Here is a 24,957-nt window from a genome sequence, read left to right on the forward strand (position 1 = left end):
TAAACACTAAGCTTCCACTTCGGTTTTAAGAGTTTTTAAAGCGCGTACAATTGTAGCTACAATCTGGTTCTGGCCTTGTTCAGAATTTAAATAATCTTCCTCATCCGGATTATTGATGTAGCCGGTTTCAACAAGCACTGCCGGCATGGCGCTGTGGCATAGTACCAGTACGCCCTGTTCGCGTATACCCTCGCTTCGGCGGCCGTCGTTCTCAATAAATTCCTGGTTTAAAATACTGGCAAACCTTACGCTTTGTTTACGGTATTTGCGTTTGTATTCATTCATCAGTATCATGGCGGCCGGGTCATTCGGGTCAATAACAGCATCCATTTCTTCCTCGTCGTTCAGGCGGGTTTCTTTAATAGCTTTTTCTTCTTCTTTGGTGCGATGAAAACCATAAACCAATAACAATACCCCTTTGCCTGAGCGGTTGGCCACGCTGGTTTTTTTGCCTGAAGCTGAGCGTATAATCTTATTAGGCAGTGAGTTGCAGTGTATGGAGATAAAGATGTCGCCTTTGGCTTCGTTGGCTATATCCGAGCGTTTTTGCCACAAAATGTCATCATCGGTGGTGCGGGTCATCACTACTTTTACATCGCTCAATTCTTTTTCTATCGCCTTCTGCAATTTAAATGCAATTTGCAGCGTTACGTTTTTTTCGACAGAGTATTTGCCTGAAGCGCCGGTGCGAAAGCCGCCGTGTCCGGCATCAACAATAACAGTTTTTAGTTTAAATTTATTAGTTTGATTAACCGTATCTTTGGGCGCATTAAAATTGGATGCCCGCGAAGTTTTAAAACAAAAAAATGCAAGTGATATAAACAGTAACCGTAAACAATAATTCAATCTGTTCAGTGTTTTCATTATGTTTGAACGCTGGTTAACCATATCTGCAAAAATACTATTCATTATTAATTTTGAAATTCGTTAAGCCTTTTTTTCTGCTTGCTATTATATTAACGGTAAATGCGGTGGCTGTTGCATACCGAAGCGGATATAAAAGTAGCTCAAAAGTTATAGCGCGCGATACGATTATAAAACTGGATAGTAACCGCGCTACCGACCGCCGCCTGATGAGAGGCCCTTTTGGTAAAAAAGCCGAACCACCCCGCGCTAAACAAACCGCCGCTGTAGCAAAAGACACCATCCCGAAAGATTCGTTGCGCCGGGATACAGCCATCCGTGATACCGGCCGCTCGGCAATGGTTTTGCCAACCGATACCGGCCGCCGGTCAGCCAATGGTTTGGAATCTGAAGTTAAGGCGCATGCTGAGGACAGCATAATCGTTGATAACGAAAATAACCTGATGTACCTCTATGGCAAAGCCCGCGTAACGTATGAAGATGTTGAGCTTGATGCCGAATACATCCGCATTGACAAAAAGAACCACCTGATATACGCCAGCGGCAGGCCGAGCCCAAAAACAGGCCGCTACATAGGCCGCCCCATTTTTCAGCAAAAAAACGACAAGCCTTCATATGCCGACTCATTATTGTTTGATTATAAAACCAAAAAAGGAAAGATATTCAACCCCGCATCTGAGCAGGACGGAAATTTTATATCAGGCGGGCAGGCAAAAAAGCTGAATAATGATGAGGTTGCTTACAAGAATGTAATTTACAGTACCTGTAACGAGCCGTTCCCGCATACGCACTTTGGTATCGTGATTACCAAGGGGATAGGCGAGAAGCATCGCATCATCTCCGGCCCGGCTTACCTGGAGATCGCTAATATACCTTTACCTTTAGGTGTTCCGTTCGGTTTTTTCCCGAAGCCGGAATCAAGGGCATCCGGTGTTATATTTCCTACGTTTGGCGAGGATGCCCGTTTGGGTTTCTTTATGCGTAACCTGGGTTACTACATCGCGCTTAATGATTATATGGACATGACCAGCAACGTGTCTATCTACTCGCGCGGATCGTATGAGTTAAGCACAGCGGCACGCTATTTAAAACGCTACAAGTACCAGGGTAATTTAACGCTGAGCTACGGCTCGCACAATTACGGTTTGCCTGGCGATCCTGCAGCTAAGGACTTCAATATATCCTGGTCGCACAGCCAGGATGCTAACGCTCATCCCGGCAGTACCTTCAGTGCATCGGTTAACGCAGGTACCTCAAGCTTTTACCAAAACTCGCCGGCAGGACAAAACTATAGCCTTACGCAGTTAACACAAAACAACATGCGTTCAAGTATCGCTTACGGTAAAACTTGGGCCGGTACGCCGTTTAACTTAAACGTAAGCTTAGGCCATAGCCAGGATATCTCGCAGAAGCGTGTAACGCTCGATCTGCCAACGGTATCGTTCAACATGTCAACCCTTAGTCCGTTTGATAGTAAGAACCGTATAGGCGAGCAAAAATGGTATCAGAAAATTACGGTAGGTTATAGCTTGCAGGCGCAAAATAAGATCAATAATATTCCGGAGTCGCAGTTATTTACCAGCGAAACATTGAGCAAGCGTTTGCAAAACGGTATGCAGCATACTATACCGGTGGCGTTGAGTTTGAATGTTCTTAAATACTTCCAGTTTAATACGTCGGCAAACTACACCGAGCGCTGGTACCTGCAATCCATCCGCAAACGTTATGATCGTGATAACCCGAATGTAGCGCCGGGTACCGCAGTTGTTGATACCGTTGCAGGCTTTGCACGTGCCGGCGAGTATAATTTGAACGCCGGCTTCTCAACGAAAGTTTACAGCCAGGCTAATTTTAAAGGCAAGATCAAAGCCATCAGGCACGTAATGACGCCGTCGTTAACGTTTAGCTACCGTCCGGATTTTTCTGACCCGAGCTACGGTTACTACCGTACAATAGTAAGTGAGGCCTCTATACCTTACACCTATACCGCGCAAACTTATTCTATATTTGAGCAATCCGTTTATGGTGGACCGTCAGCAGGGCGTTCGGCGGGTTTGGGTTTAAATATTGATAACGTTATCGAGGCTAAGGTTAGGCCCAAAGCAACCGATACGTCTAACACCGATAAAAAGATAGCCATTTTGCAGGGCTTTTCGGTATCAACCTTTTATAACTTCGCGGCTGACTCTATAAAACTTTCACCCATATCATTCTCCGGCCACACTGGTTTATTCGGCCAAAAGGTTAACATCAGTTTTAACGGCTCCCTTAACCCGTACGTGTTGCGCGTGCGCGATTCAATTACTAATGGCGCGGTTATTCGCTATGCCCAGCCAACGGCGCGCTACACCTGGAAAGATGGTAAATTGCCGATGCTGACCAACCTGGGGTTATCCATGAGCGGTAGTCTGAATTCATCATCCTTTAGCCCTAAAAAACAGGCGCAGCCGAACACCTTGCAGGGGATGACTCCTGAACAATCGCGGCAATTATCGCTTATTAATAGCGACCCCGGTGCTTATATTGACTTTACCGTACCCTGGAATATATCCTTCAGTTATAACTTTAATTACAGCAACACGGGTGTAGCTACCAACACTACTAACACCATGATGATTAGCGGCGACGTAAGCATAACGCCTAAGTGGAAAATACAGTACTCAACCAACTTTGACTTTAATGCCATGAAACTGGCTGATGCCACATCGTTTGCCATATACCGCGACCTGCATTGTTGGGATCTCTCGGTACAGTGGCTGCCGTTCGGTTATTATAAATCGTACAACGTTACCATTAAAGTTAAATCATCAATTTTACAGGACCTTAAACTAACTAAACGCAGCGATTATACCAGCAACAGGTATTACGGCGGCGGATTTTAATATGCTGGCAGAAATTATTACCATTGGCGACGAGATACTGATCGGGCAGATTGTTGACACCAATTCCGCCTGGATTGCGCAGCGCCTTAATGAAATCGGCGTGCGCGTAAAGCAAATATCATCCGTATCTGACGACCGCGAGCATATCCTGAAAGCGTTTGCTGAAGCTGCCGGCCGTGCCGATATTATATTGATAACCGGCGGCCTTGGCCCCACGAAAGATGATATCACCAAAAAAACACTGGCCGAATATTTTAGCGTCGAACTGGTTGAAAGCGAAGTGGCTTTAAACAATGTGCTCGAGATTTTTAAGCGCTACAACCGCCCGCTGCTGGATACCAACCGTCAGCAGGCTCTGGTGCCCGCTAACTGCGAGGTGCTCAATAATAACAACGGCACCGCGCCGGGCATGTGGTTTAACCATAATGGCAAGGTTTACATGTCAATGCCCGGTGTGCCTTTCGAAATGATGTACATGATGGATGAGCAAGTGCTGCCAAAAATTAAGGCTACCTTTAAGCTATCAACCATCATACATAATACTATACTAACGGTAGGCGAGGGCGAGTCATACCTTGCTGAACGCATTGCCGATATTGAAAATGAATTGCCTGCGCACATCAAACTGGCTTATCTGCCAAAATTAGGACAGGTACGTTTACGCATAAGCGGATATAGCGATGGCGATGAAACGCTTTTACAGCAAGAGGTTGACGCTTTTACCAACCGCATTGCCGAACGTGTAAGCAATGTAGTGGCGGCGCATGAGGATATTCCGCTTGAAAAGGCCATCCTGAACCTGATGACCGAACGCGGCCTCACACTATCAACCGCCGAAAGCTGCACCGGCGGGTTTATTTCGAGTTTGCTTACCCAACATGCCGGTTCATCAAAGGTATTTTTAGGCGGGGCGGTATCATACTCCAATCAGCTTAAGGAAAGTGTATTGGGCGTGAACGCCGAAACCATCCGGCAATTTGGCGCAGTAAGCGAGGAAACCGTTATAGAGATGGCTACGGGCGCGCTTAAAAACTTCGCGTCAGACTATACCATTGCCGTTACCGGCATCGCGGGCCCTGATGGGGGTACGCCGGATAAGCCTGTCGGTACGGTTTGGGTAGCCGTGGTATCGGCCTCGAAGCAGCTGGTTAAGAAGTTTACCTTCAGGGGCAAGCGCCAGCAAAACATTGAACGCTCGGCCATAAGCGCCCTGGGCATGTTAAATACTTTACTTAACGATAAGGTAATTTAATCGCAGATTTAGTTATTTTTGACCGATCAACTGTTACATGATATATGGCTAAATTTCAGTTATTGCTACCTAAAATGGGCGAAAGTGTTGCCGAAGCGACTATTGTAAAGTGGGTAAAGAAACCTGGCGATACCATAGAAGCTGATGACACCATAGCCGAGATTGCTACAGACAAGGTAGACTCCGAAATTCCATCCCCCGTAAGCGGTAAACTTATTGAAATATTATTTAACGAGGATGACGTGGTAGAGGTGGGAAAAGTTATTGCCGTAATAGAAGTTGAGGGCGAAGAAGTGGTTGAAGAACCGCAGCAGCCTGCAGAACAGGTTCAGGCTCCGGAAGCTACACCTATAGCTGAACCTAAGGCAGCCCAACCCATAGAAAATACAAACGAAAAATACGACATACCCGGTACAGAGCAACTTGCTCAACGCGAAGTTCACGTGGCTGCATCTGTATCATCATCGGTACGTTTTTACTCGCCACTGGTGCGCAACATCGCGGTAGCCGAAGGCATAAGCAATGAGGAACTGGACAGCATTCCTGGCACTGGGGCTGATGGCCGCTTGACCAAGGACGACCTGATGATATACCTGGAAAGCCGAGGCAAAAGGGGTAATCAGCCGGCTCAACAACAGCGTGCAGCGCAGCCGCAGGCTATTTCTCAACCGCCTTCCAAACCGGTTTATAACTCGCCGGTAAGCACAATATCATCTTCAGGTAACGAGGAGATTATCGAGATGGATAGGATGCGCAAGCTTATTGCCGATCACATGGTGATGAGCAAGCAGGTATCGCCGCATGTAAGCTCATTTGTTGAGGCTGACGTTACCAACCTGGTAATGTGGCGCGATCGAGTAAAAAACAGTTTTGAGCAGCGCGAGAACGAAAAAATAACCTTTACTCCGATATTTGTTGAAGCCGTAGTAAAAGCCATCAAGGATTTTCCGCTTATTAACGTATCGGTAAAAAATACCCAGATCATCCGTAAAAAGGATATTAACATCAGCATGGCAACCGCATTACCAAGCGGAAACCTGATCACCCCCGTTATAAAAAATGCCGATCAGCTTAACCTTGCCGGCCTTACCCGTGCGGTTAATGATCTGGCTAATCGCGCCCGTAACAACAAGCTTAGTCCGGATGATATTAAGGATGGTACCTTTACCATTACTAACATTGGTACATTTGGTAATATTATGGGTACGCCTATTATTAACCAGCCGCAGGTAGCTATCTTGGCCATTGGCGCCATTAAGAAGAAACCGGCCGTTATTGAAACCCCGCAGGGAGACATGATCGCCATCAGGCAAATGATGTACCTTTCACTATCATACGATCACCGTGTGGTTGATGGTATGCTGGGCGGCTCGTTCCTGAAACGTATTGCCGATTACCTGGAAAACTGGGACGTTAAACGCGAGATATAACGTTTAACGCCGGGCAAAAGGCAGGCGGTAACGCATATCATGATCCTCGCCGGTTTTATTGGTAAAGCGTGCTTCGCCCATCACTCGCAGGGCTTCTTCATCGCAGCCATGGCCAAGGCCTTTTACTACGCTCAGGTTTTTGGGTTTGCCGTCTTTATCAACTGTGAGTTCAACAGTAACCCAGCCGCTTACGTGTTCCTGCGAGGCGTTCTCCGGATACTTTATCTTAGCATACAGCGCTTTCTCACCGCCTATTAATTCAACCGGCGACTCTTCACGCTGTTCATAGCTATAATACAAACTGTCGGGATTAGGATTACCTTTTTGTGTAGGAACTTTGTATTTAATATTCCATTGCTGCAAATATATTTCCAGGGGCGGAAATCCGACTTTTTTGCGGCGTACGTTAACATTGGCCTCATCAACGATAGGATATAATTTCACAGTGTTGCCCATTTGCCAGAGTTGGGTTCCATACACTTGTTTTTCATTCAGCCCGGTTTTAACGCGGTCTATCAGCAGGGCAAGCGATTGCTTAGGCAACTCGCCTTTTTCGGCAGCCTTGGTTAAAAGCGGCAGGTATTTACGCTGGATTTCGGCATTGCTATGTTGTATCACCATAAAAGCCAGCGAAGCGTTTTCTTTGCCAACAAGTGATTTGCCCGGGTAACCGTATTTATCAATTATGGCCGTTACCCTGCTCGTATTCTCGACATCGGCTTTGCCTTGCAGGCGCATCAGCGAATCAGTTGCCGGCGAATCCCAGCCATATTTTTCGGCGGCTGTTTTCGTGGCCAGGCGATAGTACTGATCGGCGCTGTAAATATCTTTAAGTTCAGCAATGAGTTTTTTATTAAGATGTTGGGCATTGCCTGTTGCCGCAGAAAACATTAGCGCGGTTGTAGTAAATAGTGATAATTTGCGGTTCATGTTAATTAGATGGCTTTGTTGATAAAAAGTTACGCAGTTAAGTTATCATTAATAAACCATAGGGCTTAAATTTGGTCAGTGTATCATTTATAGCTTTTAAGGCGTTAGCTGAAAACAAATCTTAACACAATGAGGTCAATATCAGTAAATAAACCTATACTTTTATTTGTAATATCAGCTTTTATATTGTCATCGTGCAGTAGTATCAAAAAAACGCAGCGCCCGGTTTATGGAAACAACGGCGGGGTTATTGTGCAGCCCACTGGCCCGACAGTAAAACGCATGGGGCCTTATGTAATGGAAAAGCCGGATAAAGATGACGTAGAGAAGTACTCCGCTATTATGAACGTAAAGAAGAGCGATATAAAAAATGGCAGGCTGTATAGTTTTTTAAATGATTGGATGGGTACTCCCTACAAATATGGCGGTTTGGAAAAGGATGGTGTGGACTGTTCGGGATTTGTGTATCGTCTGCAGCAAGAGGTATATGATATTGAGAACATGCCCCGCTCAACCAATTTACAGATCAACTTTATAAAGCGTAAATACGAGGAAGAACTAAAGGAAGGCGACCTGGTCTTCTTTGATTTTGACGGCAGGCAGTTCAGCCACGTAGGGGTGTACCTGCAAAACGGCTATGTAGTACATGCCAGTACCCGCAAGGGTGTAATGATCATCAAGCTTAAAGACCCATACATGTATAAGTACTTTTCGCGCGGCGGGTCTGTTTTAGTAGAGCGCGAAGGTGAGGCGGAAAGCAGCGGAAGGTAAGCTTATTTGTTACCTTTGCCGTTATGCAAAAACCTAAAGAAGATTACTCATTTTGGACGCAGTATAAACGTTTCGCCACTACGGAGATCATGCTGTACGTGATCATGATCGTCGGGATCATTGTAGGGACCGCTATCTTTTCGTAAAGTGTTTCACCAATACTTCGTTTATATCATCCGATGTAATGATGGCTCGTATTATACCGGTGTAACCAATGATATTGACCGTCGTTTTCAGGAACATCAGCAGGGCATTATTGTGCATTGTTACACATTTAAACGGCGGCCATTGGTGTTGGTTTTCCATGAGCCGTTTGGCGACATTAACCAGGCCATAGCTTTTGAGAAGCAAGTGAAAGGGTGGCGCAGGGCTAAAAAGGAAGCGCTGATAGCCCGGCGATGGGATTTATTGCCGGAACTTTCAAGAACAGCTAAATAGTCCGTTTATGCTTCGACAAGCTCAGCATGACAAATTCGTTCTTAAAGTAAGAGCGTTGGCCTGTCACCCTGAGCTTGTCGAAGGGTGCGAGCGGGTGGCCTAAATATTCGGCTAATGCTTCGACAAGCTCAGCATGACAAAGTTTGATATATTGATAAAGGAAAGAAGGCCTGTCACCCTGAGCCTGTCGAAGGTGTGTGCGGTGGCCTAAAAATAGTGCTAATGCTTCGAGAAGCTCAGCATGACAATCGTTAGTTTTTAAAAGCGTTGGCCTTGTCACCCTGAGCCTGTCGAAGGGTACGCGCGAAGGCCTGAACATGTGCGAGTGCTTCGACAAGCTCAGCATGACAAAAAAGTAGTAAGTTAGCCGCTGCATGGCAACGCAGAAAATACTCAAATGGCTCAGCAAACCAAAACGCATTATCGCGTTAGCAGTGTTGTTGGCCCTGCTTATTCTCTTCATATTCTGCCTGCCGAAGCCACTGTTTAAAAAGCCAACATCTTACGTAATTGACGACGATCAGGGTCAGCTTTTAGGCGCGTCCATAGCGGCCGACGGGCAGTGGCGATTCCCTTACAACGACCGTGTCCCCGAAAAATTCAAGCAGTGTATCATTACCTTTGAGGATAAGCGGTTTCGCTACCATCCCGGGTTTGATCCGCTGGCGTTTGGCAGGGCTATCAGCCGTAGCATCAAGGCAGGGCACGTAACCAGCGGGGGCAGTACGTTAAGTATGCAGGTTATCCGTATGGCTACCAATCACAGGCGTACGGTTTGGAACAAGCTCATCGAAATATTCATGGCTTTGCGGTTAGAGGCCGGTTACAGTAAGGACGAAATACTGGCTTTATACGCAAGTAACGCACCCTTCGGAAGTAATGTTATCGGGCTCGATGCCGCATCGTGGCGGTACTTTGGGCGTAGTCCGGATAAATTATCATGGGGAGAGATGGCTGCTATGGCCGTGTTGCCGAATGCGCCGTCGCTGGTACATCCCGGTAAGAACAGGACGGTGCTGTTAAACAAGCGCAATCGCCTGCTGGATAAAATGGTTGCCGAGAAAGTGATAGACAGTACCACTGCCCGCCTGGCCAAGCTTGAGCTGGTGCCTGACAGGCCTGTAGCTTTGCCGCAAATGGCTCCACACCTGTTACAGGTATTCAAGGCTGAGCATAAAAAAATGCAGCAAACCACAGATACGCGTATAACCACCACTATCAAAGCCGATCTGCAACTTCAGGTAACCAATATCCTGGAGCGGCACCACCAAGTGCTGCGTGCTAATGATATCAACAACATTGCAGCTGTGGTGCTTGATGTAGAAACGGGCGCGGCATTGGCTTATGCAGGCAATATCTTCCATCCGGGAGAAAGCCAGTTGGAGAGTGATGTTAACGTGGTGAACGCGCCGCGTAGTCCGGGAAGCACGCTAAAGCCATTGCTTTACGCCGCCATGCTGAATGATGGATTTATTTTACCCAACAGCCTGATACCCGATGTGCCGACACAAATAGCCGGTTACCATCCCGAAAATTTCGATCTGGGTTATGATGGAGCGGTTACGGCATCAAAGGCATTGTCGCGCTCGCTGAATGTGCCTGCGGTTAAAATGCTGCAGCAATATAAGTACGAGCGGTTTTATGATTTTTTGAAGCAAACCGGCATCACCACATTAACCAAACCTGCCGACCATTACGGCCTCGCCCTGATATTAGGTGGTGGCGAAAATACCCTGTGGGAACTTACCGGTAATTACGCCGCTATGGCGCGCGTTTTAAATCATTATAATAAAAACGGGGGCAAGTATAACCCCGCGGACTGGCATCATCCGGTTTACGCTTTGAGTGAGACAAAAAAGGCTGAACTTCAAAAAAATGGTTTGCTTGATGCCTGCTCTATCTACTACACCCTGCAAGCTATGGAAGAGGTGATGCGGCCGGGTGAGGAGCTGCTTTGGCAGCAATTCAGTTCATCGCAGCGTGTAGCCTGGAAAACGGGCACCAGCTTTGGCTTTCGCGATGGCTGGGCAATAGGCGTAACGCCTAAGTATGTGGTAGGCGTTTGGGTGGGTAATACCGATGGCGAGGGCAGGCCGGGCTTAACGGGCATCAGTACCGCTGCCCCGGTCTTGTTTGATATTTTCAGGCTGCTGCCTTCGGTGCGCGATTGGTTTGAGATGCCCGTGCGCGATATGGTAAAGATAAGCGTGTGCCCCGAGAGCGGTTACCGTGCCGGGCAATACTGCGACCATGCCACAGAACAGTGGGTACCCAAAGGCGGGTTAAAAACTAAGGCATGCCCCTGGCATCAGTTGGTCCATCTCTCTATGGATGGCAAATGGCAGGTAACTACCGATTGCGAATCTCCCGAACGCATCCTAAATAAGAGCTGGTTTGTGCTGCCGCCATCTATAGAGTATTATTATAAATCAAAAAGCTATCAGTATCACGTATTGCCGCCTTTCAGAGCCGGGTGCACGCAAGAGAATGTGAATCCCATGGAGGTGATCTACCCTAAAAACGGCGCTAAAATTTATGTGCCGATAGAGGCTGACGGCTCGCGCGGGCGAATGATCTGCAACGCCGCGCATCGCGAAGCCGGGGTAAAAATATACTGGCACCTGGATGATAAGTACCAGGGCGAAAGCCACGACCTGCATCAGACGGCACTCAACCCATCGCCCGGAAAACATAAGCTAACCCTGGTTGATGCTTACGGCAATACCACCGTCATAAATTTTGAAGTGCTGGATAAGGATAAGTAAAACCGTTGCGAATGCTTATCTTGCCTTTGAAAATACGACTAACCCATGCTTGAGCAGTACGATCTGTATAACATAATGGTGCTTGATATTGAAACTGTGCCCCAATACGCCAGCTTTGATGAAGTGCCTGCAAATATGCAAAAGCTATGGGATGCCAAAACGCAGTATCAACGTAAAGACGAAACCGCGGCTGCTTTTTACGAACGTGCCGGTATTTGGGCCGAGTTTGGCAAGATAGTTTGTATCTCGGTAGGTATTTTTACCGGCGGACAAAGGGTCGGCCTGCGCATTAAATCCTTTGCCGGGCACGATGAAAAGGAGTTGCTGTATGATTTTGCCCGCCTGCTCAACAGCCAGCCGCCTAACCAGGTATTATGCGCCCACAACGGCAAGGAATTTGATTTTCCGTACATCTGCCGCCGTATGCTGATCCACGGTATAAAGCATCCCTCACAACTGGAACTCTCAGGCAAAAAGCCATGGGAGATAAACCATATTGATACGATGGACCTTTGGAAGTTTGGTGATTACAAAAGCTATACCTCACTAAGCCTGCTAACGGCTATTTTTGATATACCCACTCCAAAAGATGATATTGATGGTAGCCAGGTAGGCCATGTGTACTGGGTTGAAGATGAGTTGGAGCGTATTTGTACCTATTGCCAAAAAGATGTGGTGGCTACCGCGCAACTGCTTAGGCGTTTTCGTGGCGAACCTTTAATTCCTGATGAAAATGTAACCATAGTAGGTGGCTGATGCTAAACGTTGAGGACTTACATATCAGTTTTAAAACAAAAGCCGGTTTTTTTGAAGCCGTTAAGGGGATCTCCTTCCGGATTGATAAAGGCGAAACACTGGGTATTGTAGGTGAATCCGGCTCCGGCAAATCCGTTACTTCATTGGCTATTATGCGCCTGCTGGACAGACAGGCAAAGGTGAACGGTAAGGTGTTTTTGAATGGGCAGGATGTATTCGCGCTGAATGAGGATGAAATGCGCGAGGTGCGCGGCAACCGCATGGCCATGATATTCCAGGAACCCATGACTTCGCTTAACCCGGTGCTTACCTGTGGTTTCCAGGTAGCTGAAGCCATAACCACCCATCTTAAAAAAAGCAAAACTGAAGCCCGCGAAGCTGCCATCGCTTTGTTTAAGGAAGTGCAATTGCCACGGCCCGAAGCGATATTTGACAGCTACCCGCATCAGTTATCGGGCGGGCAAAAGCAGCGGGTGATGATCGCTATGGCTTTATCCTGTAACCCGGAACTGCTGATAGCCGACGAGCCTACCACCGCGCTTGATGTAACCGTGCAAAAGAACATCATCGAGCTGCTGTTAAAGCTGAAAACCGAGCGGGGGATGAGCCTGATCTTTATTTCGCATGATCTGGGTGTGATACGGCAGATAGCCGACCGTGTACTGGTAATGTACAAAGGTGAAGTGGTTGAGGAAGCAAACATCGGCACGTTGTTTGAAAATCCGGCGAATGCTTACACTAAAGGCTTGCTGGCTTGCCGCCCCTCGCCACACAGGCTGCTGAAAAAACTACCCACGGTAGCCGATTTTTTAGATGCGGGCGAAGAACTTTGTGTTAACGAAATGTGCGGCCGCTATGCTTATGAGCCCGGCGAGTTGCAGGCACGGCGCCAACAGCTTTACGCTAATGAGCCAATTCTTAAGGTTGATGGATTAAGCACCTGGTACCCGGTTAAAAAGGGGATGTTTGGCACAAGCCACGAGGTGATCAAAGCGGTGGACGATGTGAGCTTTGACGTTTACCCCGGTGAAACATTAGGATTGGTGGGTGAGTCGGGCTGTGGGAAAACTACGCTTGGCCGCAGTATTTTAAAGCTGATAGCGCCAACACATGGCCATGTACATTTTGAGGGAGCCGATCTTTGCCAATTAAGCAGTGGCGAAATGCGCCGTGTGCGCCGCGATATCCAGATCATATTTCAGGACCCATACTCGTCACTTAACCCGCGTTTAACGGTAGGCCAGGCTTTGCTTGAGCCCTTGCAGGTACACCGTTTATATACCAATGACGCTACAAGGCGGCAAAAAATAAAGGAAGTGCTGGAGCGGGTAGGCCTGTTGCCAGAGCATGTTAACCGTTACCCGCACGAATTTTCGGGCGGGCAAAGGCAGCGCATAGTTATCGCGAGGGCGTTGGTGTTGCAACCGAAATTTATAATTTGCGATGAATCCGTCTCCGCGCTGGATGTATCAGTGCAGGCCCAGGTACTTAATTTATTGCGGTATCTGCAGGAAGAGCTTAAGCTGAGCTATATCTTCATCTCGCATGACCTGGCGGTGATCAAACACATCTCCGATCGTATGATGGTCATGAATAAAGGCCGTATAGTTGAACAGGGTTTTCCGGAAGATATATATAGTAATCCCAAAGAAGAATATACACGTTTACTTATTTCTGCAATTCCAGATTAACAACTTAGCAAAACACTTTAACTATATTTGGGTGTTAAACATAAAAGGACTGTTTAATTAAACTGACCAATAACTGAACATTAATAAGATGTTCCGCAATCAGATTCATGTCAAAAAAGAAAAGTACATCTACCATAAAACAAGTGCTCACACAAATGGTGCTGGGCGTATTTGAAGAGAACGGCAATACACCGTTAAACTATAAGCAGGTTGCTGCTAAACTGAATGTGCGCGATCCTGAATCGCGTGAGATTATCCTCGAAATACTCAAAGAGGAATCTAAAAAGGATACCATCAAACAAATATCCCCGGGTAAATTTCAAATTCTTGAACTCAAAACTTTTATTGAGGGTAAGGTTGATATGACTAACGATGGCTCGGCGTTCATTGTTACGGATGATCCTGATGAGAGCGATATTTTTGTTGCCCCTCGTAAGCTTCGCACCGCCCTTAATGGCGACCGTGTTAAAGTTTACGTGTATGCCAAAAGCAAGGGCCGCCGTAAAGAAGGTGAAGTAATAGAGATACTGGAGCGCCGCAAAATGGAGTTTACCGGCATCGTAAAACTATCTGAGCATTATGCCTTTTTTATGCCTGACGACCGCAAGATGCTGCAGGATATATTTATCCCTTTAGAGCATCTAAATGGGGCGCGTAACGGTGTAAAAGCGGTTGCTCAGATAACCGACTGGCCTGCCGGTGCAAAAAATCCGGTAGGGAAGATCAAACATATTTTAGGCAAACAGGGCGAGAACGACACGGAGATGAATGCCATCCTGGCCGAGTACGGCTTCCCGTTATCGTTTCCGGCAGAGGTGGAACACGAAGCGGAATCCATATCCGAAACAATTACTGATGAGGAAATAGCCAAACGCCGTGATTTCAGGGAGGTGCTTACCATCACTATTGACCCTTATGATGCTAAGGATTTTGATGATGCCATCTCCTTTAAAAAGCTGGAGAACGGTAATTATGAAGTTGGTGTGCATATAGCCGACGTAGCCCATTACATCGAGCCTGATTCTGCATTGGATAAGGAGGCTTTTGAGCGCGGTACCTCGGTTTATTTGGTTGACAGGGTGATACCCATGCTGCCTGAAAGATTATCGAACGGGCTTTGCTCGCTTCGCCCTAATGAGGATAAATTGTGTTTCGCAGCGGTTTTTGAGCTGGATGAAAATGCTAATATTATTACCGAGTGGTTCGGCAAAACGGTGATCCACTCTAACAGGCGCTTTACTTACGAGGAAGTACAGCAAATTATTGAAGATAAAGCAGGTGAGTTCAGCGAAGAAATATTAAAGCTCAACGAACTGGCTTACATACTGCGCGACCGCAAGTTTAAGGCCGGTGCCATCAGCTTTGAAACAACCGAAGTTAAATTTAAGCTGGATGAGCAGAGCAAACCCATAGGCGTGTATGTAAAAGAGCGTAAAGACGCCCATAAGCTGATTGAGGATTTTATGCTGCTGGCTAACCGTAAGGTAGCTGAAGCTGTAAGTAAAAAAGGCAAGGGTAAACATAAGTACACCTTTGTATACCGCGTACACGATGCCCCTAAACCCGAAACACTGGCCAGTTTTGCACAGTTCGCATCGCGGTTTGGGTATAAAATAAACACCAAGAGCGATAAGGAAGTGGCCCGTTCACTAAACCATTTAATGGAAAGCGTTGAGGGTAAAAAGGAGCAGAACGTGCTTACCCACCTGGCTATCCGTTCAATGGCCAAGGCGATTTATACTACAAAAGGCACCAGCCATTACGGCTTGGCTTTCGATCATTATACACATTTTACCTCGCCGATACGGAGGTACCCGGATGTGATGGTGCACCGGTTATTGTTTCATTATTTAAACGGCGGCCAGTCGGCTAATGCTGAACATTACGAAAAGTTATGCGTGCACAGCTCCCAAATGGAGAAAAAGGCGGCCGATGCTGAACGTTCATCCGTAAAATATAAACAAGCTGAATACCTGGCCGATCAGGTGGGCAATACTTATAGTGGCATTATATCAGGCGTTACCGAGTGGGGTATGTATGTTGAGATCATTGAAAATAAATGCGAGGGCATGATTCGCCTGCGCGATATAAGCGATGATTTTTACACGCTTGATGAAAAAAACTACGCCATCATCGGTCAGCGTAAAAAGAAGGTTTACCAGCTTGGCGACGAGGTGCGGGTGAAGGTGAAGAACGTTGATTTGACAAAAAAGCAAATTGATTTTTCATTAGTGCAGGAGTAATTATATTTGCCGGGTGAAGAAACTTGCCGAACTGCAGGATATTATATCCGAAGCGCTTAACCGCTATACATTACCTGCGCAACCTGCCGAACTTTATGAGCCGATACGCTACATTCTCACGCTGGGAGGCAAGCGCCTGCGCCCGGCGCTGGTGCTGATGGCCTGCGATATGTTTGGCGGCGATGTTGAGGCTGCCGTGCAACCGGCGCTGGCTATTGAGGTGTTCCATAATTTTACGCTGATGCATGATGATATTATGGATAATGCCCCTTTAAGGCGAGGCAAGGCCACCGTACACGAGAAATGGAACAGCAATATCGCCATCCTTTCCGGCGATGTGATGATGGTTGAGGCTAACAAGCTGATGATGCAGGTTGATGATCGTGTGCTGCGCCCGGTGCTGGATATTTTTAACGAAACGGCCCAGGGCGTATGTGAAGGCCAGCAATATGATATGAACTTTGAGCAGCACAATACGGTTGCTGTTGATAAATATATCGACATGATCCGCCTGAAAACGGCGGTGTTGCTGGGCGGCGCTTTGCGTATTGGCGCGTTGATAGGCGGAGCAAGTATTGCTGATGCCGAAAATATTTACCACTTTGGCGTTAATCTGGGTATTGCCTTTCAGTTACAGGATGATATACTGGATGTTTACGGCGATCCGCTTAAATTTGGCAAGCAGGTAGGCGGTGATATCCTATCCAATAAAAAAACGTATTTGCTCATCAAGGCGCTTGAACTGGCTAAGGATGATGCCGCTATTGACCTGCACAATTGGCTCGCCGCACGTACTTACAACCCCGCGGAAAAGGTAAGTGCTATCACCGCAATATACAATAGCTTACAGGTAAAGCAACAAGCCGAAGAAGCCATGAATAGCTATGCCGAAAAAGCCTATCAATACCTCACTGCCATCAGCGTAGCCGAAAACCAAAAGCAGTTTTTACATGAGTTTGCCGATGGGTTGATGGTAAGGGATTATTAGTAATTACATTTGTGGTTATGAAAAAAACCTTATTCACAGCGCTATTATTAGGCATGGGGCTTTATGTTAATGCGCAAACATTCAAGTCAGATTCATCTGCAACCCAAGCGGTAGTTGACGAAAAGCCTTTGAAAAAATATACTAATCAAAGCGTTGTATTTCAGTTTATTGTTGAGCGCGATGGCAGCTTGAGTAATATCAGGATCATTAAGCATTTAACGCCCGAATTAGATTCAATTGCATTAAAACGGCTCAAATCGTCACCTAAATGGCAGCCTGCTACGTTAAACGGTAAGCCGATCAGAAAGAAATTTACCTTTCCGATGAAGTTTACAGGATATTACAACTAAAACATTAAAGGCCGATCTTATGATCGGCCTTTAATGTTTTATCCCTTTTTAAACTTATCAGCTAACAGCTTCAGCATGTCATCATTAACAGGTTTTGCCGGGGTATCATCCTTTTTTGGATAATTATTGTTCGGGCGGTTGTTTTGATATTGCTGCGGTTTTTGGTATTCCTTTTTTACAAAGTTTTGCTGTGCCGGTTGCTGCTGCGGTTTTGGCTGCTGCGGGCGGCTTTGTCTTTCAGCGGCCTTCTTAGCGCTCCAGCGTTTGTAAATTTCGTCCAGCTTACGTTTGGTGTACAGCGGGAAATCGCCCTGCATCATCCATGAGTAATAGCTCGGCTCAGCATCAAACACATCCTCAACGCGCTTGCCTTTATGCTTGCCAAAGTTTATCAATTCCTCGCCATCCTCATTGTACACTAAACGGCCGGCAAAATCAACCGGTTTGCTCAGGTTAGTAAATTTGTGCAATGCCTCAACATCGCCCACAACCGGTATGCTGCGTACGCCTTTTTTATCTTCCCACTCCGTACCGTGGTACCGGGCTACCTGGGCTAAAAGTACCTCCATGGTAGCACGGGTATCGGCCTCGGCGCTGTGGGCGTTAATGATATCCTTGCTGCAATAAAACTGGTAGGCAGCTTTTAAAGTACGCTGTTCCATCTGGTGAAAAATGTTTTGCACATCTACAAAATGGCGGCTTTCCAGGCCAAACTCTACCTTGGCGCGCAAAAACTCCTCCATCAGCATGGGTATATCAAACTTGTTTGAGTTGTAGCCGGCCAGGTCGCTTTCGCCTATAAAATCGGCAATATCTTGCGCCAGCGCTTCAAAGGCGGGTTCGTTGGCTACGTGCTCATCATAAATACCATGTACTAACGATGATTCCAGCGGAATAGGCATGCCGGGGTTAACGCGCCATGTTTTAACTTCTTCGCTATCATCAGGATGCAGTTTTATAACGGCTATTTCCAGTATACGGTCCGTACCCAGGTTGGTGCCGGTAGTTTCCAGGTCGAAAAAGGCCAGCGGGCGTTTTAAAATCAATTTCATTAAGCGCAAAGGTCTTAAAAAAACTTTAGTTGTTTTAAATTATTTGCCGTTATCAAAACTTATTGGCGTTAAGTTATTTGCTTATTGTACTGATTTAGTATTTTTACACCACAAAACGATCGGACTTTATCACTTCATGAAAAGAAAATTACTCTCCCTGGCTTCGGCCATTTTTACATTATGTACATCAGCTTACGCGCAGGATTTTGATTACGGCAAGTTCTCATATGATGAACTGAACAGTAAATCCTACAAAAACGATACATCGGCACATGCCTTAGTATTGCAGGAATATGGTAACGCACGCATTGGCGATGCCGACCGTATTACCCTTGAACTTGATTATCACGTTAAAATAAAAATTTTTGACGCCAAAGGTTACAGCAATGGCAACATTGAACTGCCTTTTTATACCGGTGAGCAAAGCTCGGAGGAAATATCAGAAATTGAGGCTGTAACCTATTACCTGAACGAGAAAGGCGAAGCCGTTAAAGTGGTACTTAACCCGAAGGACGTTTATTCGGTGAAGAATAACAGCCGCTGGAGTGCCATGAAATTCGCTATGCCCGCGCTGCACGAGGGTTGCGTTATTGAATATAAATATCATTTAAAAAGCCCCTATATCCAGCAATTTAAAAACTGGGATTTTCAATCAGATATACCTAAGGTTTACTCAGAGTACAAAGTGCAGTTACCGGCTGTTTATAATTACAAAATATCCTTGCGTGGCGCCTTAAAAATGCTTGAAGGCGGCAAATACAAGCCCGAACTTGAGCGCGGATGTTTTAGTATAGCAGGTATTAAAGCCGACTGCTCTAAGTTCATATTCGCCATGAAAGACATTCCGGCGTTTAAAGAAGAGGAGTATATGACCTCTAAACGCAACTTTTTATCGGCCATTTATTTTGAGATGGAAGATTATACCAACCTGAATACCGGCTCAAAAGTAAAAATGTCAAAAGAGTGGCGGGATGTTGACCGTGAATTGCGAACAGAAGAATCATTTGGCAGCCAGTTAAAGAAGAAGGACTTTTTTAAAGAAAAGCTGATTCCGGTGATTGCAGGTAAAACAACATCGCTCGAGAAGGCACAGGCTGTTTACCACTTTATTCAAAAAAATATAAAGTGGAATAAATTTTACTCACCTTACAGCAGCGATGGTATTAAAAAGGCATTTGAAAAACATACCGGTAACGTGGCTGATATTAACCTGGCCTTAGTGGTTGCACTTAAAAGTGCCGGTTACGATGCTGACCCGGTTTTAATATCAACCCGCGAGAACGGTTTTATCACTAAACTTTATCCGGTGTTGACAGAGTTTAACTATCTGATAGCCAAAACGGAGATCGACGGAAAAACGTATTACTTGGACGCCACCGAGCCACTGCTTGGTTTTGGTACGCTGCCACTGCGTTGTATGAATGACCAGGGTAGGGTATTCAGTTTGGATAAACCGTCGTACTGGGCCGATATCACTAAACAAACCGAAAGCGGAACTTATGTGCTCGATTTTAAACTGCAGGACAATGGTAAGCTTAAAGGAACTATCAGCACCATATTAACCGGTTACGAGGCTTACCGCAAACGTATTGATATCAGTAAATTTAATACGGTTGAGGAGTACGTGGAAAACTACGACGAGAAGATGCCTAAATTAAAAATCTTAAATTCAGATATTAAAAATGTTGATAGTTTAGACCGCGGTATTGTTGAAACCTATGAGGTTGAGATTGATCTGTACGATAACCTGGACTCGAAAAAGTTAAGCTTCAACCCATTCCTGCTTCATCGTGTGGCTGAAAACCCGTTCAAGCTTGAGGAGAGAACCTACCCGGTTGATATGGGTGTGGCGTCAACAGACAGGGTGAGCTTAAATATTGAATTACCTGCGAATTATAAAGTTGAGTATTCGCCCAAAAACGTAGGCCTTACATTGCCTGCTAACGGCGGCAGGTTTGTTACTAATTTTGAGACAGTAGGCAACAAGTTTTCGTTTTCGCATATCACCCAATTTAATAAACCGGTTTATGAGTCATCAGAATATCCTTATCTGAAAGAGCTTTACAACCAGATCATCCTGGCTCAAAAGGTTGATCTAATCTTTACCAAAGGATAATCACAGCGATGAAACGTTTACTCGCATTAAGTTTATTTATTACCTGCGCCGTTGCAGCCAAAGCCCAGCAAAGTTATGACGTATCTCTGATCCCCAAGCAACTGCTGCCTTACGCCTCGTCGGTTGTGCGGTACAGCGATGAGGTTGTTGAGGTGAGTGATATAGGCTTGCAAACTTACCGTATTAAAAAAGCTATTACCATTTTTAACCAAAGCGGCGATGAAGACGCGGAGATTTTGGTATGGCATGATAAAAGCACATCAATTAAATACATCAAGGGCTTTGTATACAACAGCTCCGGCAATGTTACGGCAAAAATAAGCGAACGTAATTTCGAGGATGCTTATGCCGGACACGATTTTTCGTTGTACGAGGATACGCGCGTGATGCATTTTAAACCCGCTGTGGTTGATTATCCGTACACGATAGAGTACGAGTATGAAACGCGCGACAAGCAAACACTTTCGTTAGGTAGCTGGATGCCTGCATCGAGCACCAATACAGCGGTTGAAAAAAGTTCGTTCACCTTTGTGTGCAGGCCCAACTTTAATATTCGGTATAAAGAAATGAATTTACCCGCGAAGGTACAAACCGGCACCAATAAGGAAGGTATGACTACCTATAGCTGGCGGGCGAATGATTTAAAGGCTACCCGGCAGGAACCGTACAGCCCTAACCCGGAAACATTTTTGCCAATGGTTAAAATTGCCCCCGTTACATTTAGATACGGAGCTTACACCGGCAGTTTTAATAACTGGAACGAATTGGGCAAATGGGTTTACAATAGCCTGCTTGTGGGCAGGCAGTCTCTGTCGCCCGCCACCATTGCCAATATAAAGGAACTGACTCAAAATATACCCGACGAAAAGCAGCGTGCTAAAAAGATATATGAGTATATGCAGCAGCGCACACGGTACATTAGTATACAAATAGGGGTTGGTGGCTTTCGGCCGTTCCCGGCAGATGATGTTGATCGGCTGAGCTATGGTGATTGTAAAGCGCTGGTGAACTATACCCAGGCTTTGCTGGCGGCAGCCAACATAAAGTCATACTATTGCGTGGTAAATGCGGGCAGTCGTAAGGTAAACTTCGATCCTGATTTCGCTACGATGAATGCGGGTAACCACGTAATATTGTGCCTGCCGTTTAAAAACGATACTACCTGGCTGGAGTGCACCAGTCAAAAAATGCCTTTCGGGTATTTGGGAGATTTTACCGACGACCGTACGGTTTTGGCCTGCACACCAGAGGGCGGCGTATTATTGCATACACCAAAGTATACGGCCGAGAGGAACATACAATCGCGAAAAGCTGTACTGAAACTAGATTCAGCCGGTGAACTGTCAGGCAGCATGAAAACTGTATATAAAGGCACGCAATATGAAAATCAGGAGGCCACGACCTATGAGTCGCCCGCCGATCAGCTGAAGGAAATAAAGAAAGCCTACGCTATCAATAATCTTGATGTTGGTAAACTGAAGTTTGAGAAAGCGAAAGATATTTACCCTGAACTTAGCGAGGATTTACAATTCAGTGCGCGCGATTATGCTTCGGTAGCGAACAGTAAACTGCATTTTACGCCAAACATAGCCAACAAAAGCCGCAGCATACGCGATATACGCAACCGCACTACGGATGTTTGCATACAGCGCGGCTATACCGATGAAGATGAGATTGTTTACACCTTGCCGGCCGACAATTACCGGTACGAGAAAAAGCCGCTTTTGGTTACCATTAACAAGCCGTTTGGATCCTACAGGGCTATTATGAGCCTGGCGGGTAATAAGCTGGTTTACAAGCGTACCATTAAGCTGGTAGACGGCACCTACAGTAAAGAGACGTATGCCGATCTGGTTAAGTTTTTTGAAGATGTTGCTGATGCCGATAATTACAGCGCGACGTTAGTCAGGCAGTAAATTTTATAAAGTATAACAAAGGCGCGTTAAATCTTAACGCGCCTTTGTTATATTACATAGTAAGTTATCGTTATCCGATAACCTCATTTATACTCATTTCTTTTACTTCTTTTACCTCGTTAGGGCGGCCGTTTTTAAATGCTTTGCGTGGTGTTAGTCCAAGTAGCTCAAACATGGCCATGTCATCGGCGAAGGCCGGGTTAGGGGTGGTAAGCAGCTTTTCGCCTGCGAAGATGGAGTTGGCGCCCGCCATAAAGCAGAATGCCTGTTCCAATGTGCTCATTTCAGTTCGGCCGGCTGACAGGCGTACCACGGTGCGCGGCATAATAATACGCGCGGTAGCAATCATGCGCACCATATCCCAAATGGCAACTCGCGGCTGATCGGCCAACGGTGTGCCCTTTACAGGCACCAGCGCGTTAATCGGCACCGATTCGGGGTGCTTTGGCAGGTTTGACAGGGTTTTCAGCATCGATATACGATCCTCAACCGTTTCGCCCAAGCCAATAATGCCGCCACTGCATACGGTTATCTTAGCTTTGCGAACATGCTCCAGTGTTTTCAGGCGATCATCATAGGTGCGGGTGGTGATAATGCGCTTATAATCATCCTCTGAGGTATCCAGGTTATGGTTGTAGGCATATAAACCGGCATCAGCCAAACGCTGCGCCTGGCTTTCGGTAAGCATACCCAGGGTACAGCAAACTTCCATGTCCAGTTCATTAACGGCTTTTACCATGTCAATCACCTTGTCAAAGTCGCGGTTGTCACGTACTTCGCGCCAGGCAGCGCCCATGCAAAGGCGTGATGCGCCACCTGCTTTCGCCCGTTCGGCAGCGGCAACCACCTCGTGCTTAGGCATAATGGCATGCACTTCAACACCGGTATTATAACGTGCCGCTTGCGGGCAATAGGCACAATCCTCGGTGCAACCACCGGTTTTAATAGATATCAGTGAACTTATCTGTACTTCTGAGTAGTCCTTATTTTCGCGGTGAATGGTGGCCGCGCGGTAAATCAGGTCAAGCAATGGCGAGTGGTAAATCTCGGCAATTTCGTCCTGCGTCCAGTTATTTCTTACCTCTGTCATCTCTTCAATTTTGATGGTTCAAATTTATAATAAAAGCTTTGAAGCTACCCATAGTGGCAGCAAAAAACCAAAACAGTCTGTAAATGTGGTTATTATAATGGATGATGCCACCGCCGGATCAATGCCCACACGCTTAAGTATAAGCGGTATTGATGCGCCGGTAATGCCCGCGATGAGTAAATTGCCTGTCATGGCCAAAAAAAGTACCAGCCCCAGCATCGGGTTAGCATCGTAAAATAAGGCCACCAGCAGCACGATAAGGCCGTTTGACGCACCATTGATCATACCTACCAATAATTCCTTTAAAATGGTACGATAAGCCTGATTATCGGTCAGGTCGCTTAACGAGATACGCCTTACGGTAACGGCCAACGCTTGTGTAGCCGCGTTGCCACCCATACCTGCAATAATGGTCATATAGGCCGACATAATGGGAAGGGCCTTCACCGTATCATCAAAACTCCTGATAATGGATGCTGCAAGGAAAGCGGTACCGAGGTTTATCACCAGCCAGGGCAGGCGGCTTTTTACCGCGTCCTGCCAGCTACCGCTCAGTTCCTCATCTTCTGATACACCGGAGATCTTCAATATATCCTCGGTATTTTCTTCCTGCATTACGTCAATAATATCATCAACGGTAATGCGGCCGAGCAGTTTCATATGTTCATCAACCACGGGGATGCTGTTGATGTTATATTGCTGTATCAGGCGGGCAACTTCTTCCTGGTCAACATCAGCCTGTACGTGTACAAACTCGGTAACCACCAGGTCTCGTATCATTACATCATGGCGAGCCTTTATAATATTTTTAAGCGATACGATGCCTTGCAGAATATTAGCATCGTCAACCGCGAATATTGTGTAGAATTCTTCCTGTTCTTCAGATTGTTTGATGACGGCATCCAATGCCTCCATTTTGTTCATGCCGATGTTCACCGTGGTAATCTCGGTGGTCATCAAACCACCGGCGGTATCTTCAGCGTAGCTAAGCAGGGTGCGTATGTTGCTGGCATCCTCGTGGTCGAGGTCGCTTAATATTTCCTGCTGCTCGTCCTCGTCAAGCTGGGCAATAATATCGGTGGCTACGTCATCATCCAGCTCCTCAACAATCTCGGTACGCTTTTCCGGGTCAAGGTTAATTAATATCTCTTCCGGGTGATGTTCCTCGTCCATCTCAGCAATAACGTCCGAGGCAAAGTCTGCCGGCAGTATGGAGATGATCTTTTCCTTGGCTTCCTGGGGTAGTTTTTCAAATAGTATGGCAATCTCCGAAGCATGGTACTCATTCAGAATTTTCTCTAAATCAGCATCATTACCTTCAAGCGCAGCTTTTATGCGCTGCAGGTCGGTTTTATCAAGTTCGAAAGATTGCATACCTGCCTAAAGTAGCTAAAATTATCTCCTTTGTAAAATAAAAAAAGGG

General features: G+C 46.2%; 19 protein-coding genes. 14 read left to right on the plus strand and 5 right to left on the minus strand.

Translation table 11 applies throughout. The annotated features are described in order from the left end of the window. Window positions 1-6: 6 nt before the first annotated feature. Entirely contained in the window at window positions 7-864 is an 858-nt protein-coding gene (locus ABD960_RS05590) for an N-acetylmuramoyl-L-alanine amidase family protein (protein ID WP_345329935.1), read from the minus strand. A 53-nt stretch (window positions 865-917) separates the two neighbouring features. Here ABD960_RS05590 and ABD960_RS05595 point away from each other — a divergent pair, with 53 nt between their 5' ends. The 3 genes from ABD960_RS05595 to ABD960_RS05605 are packed head-to-tail and all read left to right on the plus strand — an operon-like array spanning window position 918 to window position 6,428. Beyond that, a complete protein-coding gene (locus ABD960_RS05595) occupies window positions 918-3,746 on the plus strand; it encodes a putative LPS assembly protein LptD (RefSeq protein ID WP_345329936.1) in 2,829 nt (942 codons plus the stop codon). 1 nt (window position 3,747) lies between these two features. Next, window positions 3,748-4,998, plus strand: a complete 1,251-nt coding sequence (locus ABD960_RS05600) for a competence/damage-inducible protein A (protein ID WP_345329937.1) — start codon at window positions 3,748-3,750, stop codon at window positions 4,996-4,998. Window positions 4,999-5,042: 44 nt separating this feature from the next. Further along, window positions 5,043-6,428, plus strand: coding sequence for a dihydrolipoamide acetyltransferase family protein (locus ABD960_RS05605; RefSeq protein WP_345329938.1), 1,386 nt, complete (start codon window positions 5,043-5,045; stop codon window positions 6,426-6,428). Between the two features lie 3 nt (window positions 6,429-6,431). Here ABD960_RS05605 and ABD960_RS05610 read toward each other — a convergent pair whose 3' ends face one another. Further along, window positions 6,432-7,358, minus strand: a complete 927-nt coding sequence (locus ABD960_RS05610; RefSeq protein ID WP_345329939.1) for a TonB family protein — start codon at window positions 7,356-7,358, stop codon at window positions 6,432-6,434. A gap of 129 nt (window positions 7,359-7,487) precedes the next feature. Here ABD960_RS05610 and ABD960_RS05615 point away from each other — a divergent pair, with 129 nt between their 5' ends. From ABD960_RS05615 to ABD960_RS05655, 9 genes are all read left to right on the plus strand, one after another. After that, window positions 7,488-8,129, plus strand: a complete 642-nt coding sequence (locus tag ABD960_RS05615; protein ID WP_345329940.1) for a C40 family peptidase — start codon at window positions 7,488-7,490, stop codon at window positions 8,127-8,129. Window positions 8,130-8,152: 23 nt separating this feature from the next. Further along, the gene (locus ABD960_RS05620) at window positions 8,153-8,275 is read left to right on the plus strand and encodes a hypothetical protein (RefSeq protein ID WP_345329941.1); all 123 of its coding nucleotides are present in this window, start codon (window positions 8,153-8,155) and stop codon (window positions 8,273-8,275) included. Window position 8,276: 1 nt separating this feature from the next. Further along, window positions 8,277-8,567 carry a GIY-YIG nuclease family protein gene (locus ABD960_RS05625; RefSeq protein ID WP_345329942.1) on the plus strand — a complete coding sequence of 97 codons (291 nt, stop codon included), beginning with the start codon at window positions 8,277-8,279 and terminating at the stop codon, window positions 8,565-8,567. 374 nt (window positions 8,568-8,941) lie between these two features. Further along, window positions 8,942-11,332, plus strand: coding sequence for a penicillin-binding protein 1C (gene pbpC, locus ABD960_RS05630; RefSeq protein ID WP_345329943.1), 2,391 nt, complete (start codon window positions 8,942-8,944; stop codon window positions 11,330-11,332). 45 nt (window positions 11,333-11,377) lie between these two features. Next, a complete protein-coding gene (locus tag ABD960_RS05635; protein WP_345329944.1) occupies window positions 11,378-12,088 on the plus strand; it encodes a 3'-5' exonuclease in 711 nt (236 codons plus the stop codon). After that, entirely contained in the window at window positions 12,088-13,779 is a 1,692-nt protein-coding gene (locus ABD960_RS05640; protein WP_345329945.1) for an ABC transporter ATP-binding protein, read from the plus strand. Before ABD960_RS05635 ends, ABD960_RS05640 begins: the two co-directional genes overlap by 1 nt. Before the next feature lie 107 nt (window positions 13,780-13,886). Continuing rightward, complete coding sequence (gene rnr / locus ABD960_RS05645) at window positions 13,887-16,022, plus strand: ribonuclease R (protein ID WP_345329947.1); 2,136 nt, start codon at window positions 13,887-13,889, stop codon at window positions 16,020-16,022. Window positions 16,023-16,035: 13 nt separating this feature from the next. Further along, the gene (locus ABD960_RS05650) at window positions 16,036-17,010 is read left to right on the plus strand and encodes a polyprenyl synthetase family protein (RefSeq protein WP_345329948.1); all 975 of its coding nucleotides are present in this window, start codon (window positions 16,036-16,038) and stop codon (window positions 17,008-17,010) included. Between the two features lie 17 nt (window positions 17,011-17,027). Beyond that, window positions 17,028-17,360 (plus strand): energy transducer TonB, encoded by a 333-nt coding sequence (locus ABD960_RS05655; RefSeq protein WP_345329949.1) that lies wholly within the window; start codon window positions 17,028-17,030, stop codon window positions 17,358-17,360. 38 nt (window positions 17,361-17,398) lie between these two features. Here ABD960_RS05655 and ABD960_RS05660 read toward each other — a convergent pair whose 3' ends face one another. Beyond that, window positions 17,399-18,412, minus strand: coding sequence for an exonuclease domain-containing protein (locus ABD960_RS05660; RefSeq protein ID WP_345329950.1), 1,014 nt, complete (start codon window positions 18,410-18,412; stop codon window positions 17,399-17,401). A gap of 136 nt (window positions 18,413-18,548) precedes the next feature. On the opposite strand from ABD960_RS05660, the gene ABD960_RS05665 reads away from it, so the two are divergent. Beyond that, window positions 18,549-20,528 (plus strand): DUF3857 domain-containing protein, encoded by a 1,980-nt coding sequence (locus tag ABD960_RS05665; RefSeq protein WP_345329951.1) that lies wholly within the window; start codon window positions 18,549-18,551, stop codon window positions 20,526-20,528. Window positions 20,529-20,536: 8 nt separating this feature from the next. After that, entirely contained in the window at window positions 20,537-22,444 is a 1,908-nt protein-coding gene (locus ABD960_RS05670; RefSeq protein ID WP_345329952.1) for a DUF3857 domain-containing protein, read from the plus strand. A 70-nt stretch (window positions 22,445-22,514) separates the two neighbouring features. Here ABD960_RS05670 and bioB read toward each other — a convergent pair whose 3' ends face one another. Beyond that, complete coding sequence (bioB, locus tag ABD960_RS05675; protein ID WP_345329953.1) at window positions 22,515-23,534, minus strand: biotin synthase BioB; 1,020 nt, start codon at window positions 23,532-23,534, stop codon at window positions 22,515-22,517. Window positions 23,535-23,558: 24 nt separating this feature from the next. Then, window positions 23,559-24,908, minus strand: coding sequence for a magnesium transporter (mgtE, locus tag ABD960_RS05680; protein WP_345329955.1), 1,350 nt, complete (start codon window positions 24,906-24,908; stop codon window positions 23,559-23,561). Window positions 24,909-24,957: the final 49 nt, after the last annotated feature.

Source organism: Mucilaginibacter defluvii (assembly GCF_039543225.1).
GTDB classification, from domain to species: domain Bacteria; phylum Bacteroidota; class Bacteroidia; order Sphingobacteriales; family Sphingobacteriaceae; genus Mucilaginibacter; species Mucilaginibacter defluvii.

Bases quoted from the DNA above. Each gene is read 5' to 3' on its own strand.
- ABD960_RS05600 (WP_345329937.1), top strand. From the start codon at position 3,748: ATGCTGGCAGAAATTATTACCATTGGCGACGAGATACTGATCGGGCAG.
- ABD960_RS05665 (WP_345329951.1), top strand. From the start codon at position 18,549: ATGAAAAGAAAATTACTCTCCCTGGCTTCGGCCATTTTTACATTATGT.
- ABD960_RS05640 (WP_345329945.1), top strand. From the start codon at position 12,088: ATGCTAAACGTTGAGGACTTACATATCAGTTTTAAAACAAAAGCCGGT.
- pbpC (WP_345329943.1), top strand. From the start codon at position 8,942: ATGGCAACGCAGAAAATACTCAAATGGCTCAGCAAACCAAAACGCATT.
- ABD960_RS05615 (WP_345329940.1), top strand. From the start codon at position 7,488: ATGAGGTCAATATCAGTAAATAAACCTATACTTTTATTTGTAATATCA.
- ABD960_RS05670 (WP_345329952.1), top strand. From the start codon at position 20,537: ATGAAACGTTTACTCGCATTAAGTTTATTTATTACCTGCGCCGTTGCA.
- ABD960_RS05605 (WP_345329938.1), top strand. From the start codon at position 5,043: ATGGCTAAATTTCAGTTATTGCTACCTAAAATGGGCGAAAGTGTTGCC.
- ABD960_RS05620 (WP_345329941.1), top strand. From the start codon at position 8,153: ATGCAAAAACCTAAAGAAGATTACTCATTTTGGACGCAGTATAAACGT.
- ABD960_RS05660 (WP_345329950.1), bottom strand. From the start codon at position 18,412: ATGAAATTGATTTTAAAACGCCCGCTGGCCTTTTTCGACCTGGAAACT.
- ABD960_RS05590 (WP_345329935.1), bottom strand. From the start codon at position 864: ATGAAAACACTGAACAGATTGAATTATTGTTTACGGTTACTGTTTATA.
- ABD960_RS05610 (WP_345329939.1), bottom strand. From the start codon at position 7,358: ATGAACCGCAAATTATCACTATTTACTACAACCGCGCTAATGTTTTCT.
- bioB (WP_345329953.1), bottom strand. From the start codon at position 23,534: ATGACAGAGGTAAGAAATAACTGGACGCAGGACGAAATTGCCGAGATT.
- ABD960_RS05655 (WP_345329949.1), top strand. From the start codon at position 17,028: ATGAAAAAAACCTTATTCACAGCGCTATTATTAGGCATGGGGCTTTAT.
- ABD960_RS05635 (WP_345329944.1), top strand. From the start codon at position 11,378: ATGCTTGAGCAGTACGATCTGTATAACATAATGGTGCTTGATATTGAA.
- rnr (WP_345329947.1), top strand. From the start codon at position 13,887: ATGTCAAAAAAGAAAAGTACATCTACCATAAAACAAGTGCTCACACAA.
- mgtE (WP_345329955.1), bottom strand. From the start codon at position 24,908: ATGCAATCTTTCGAACTTGATAAAACCGACCTGCAGCGCATAAAAGCT.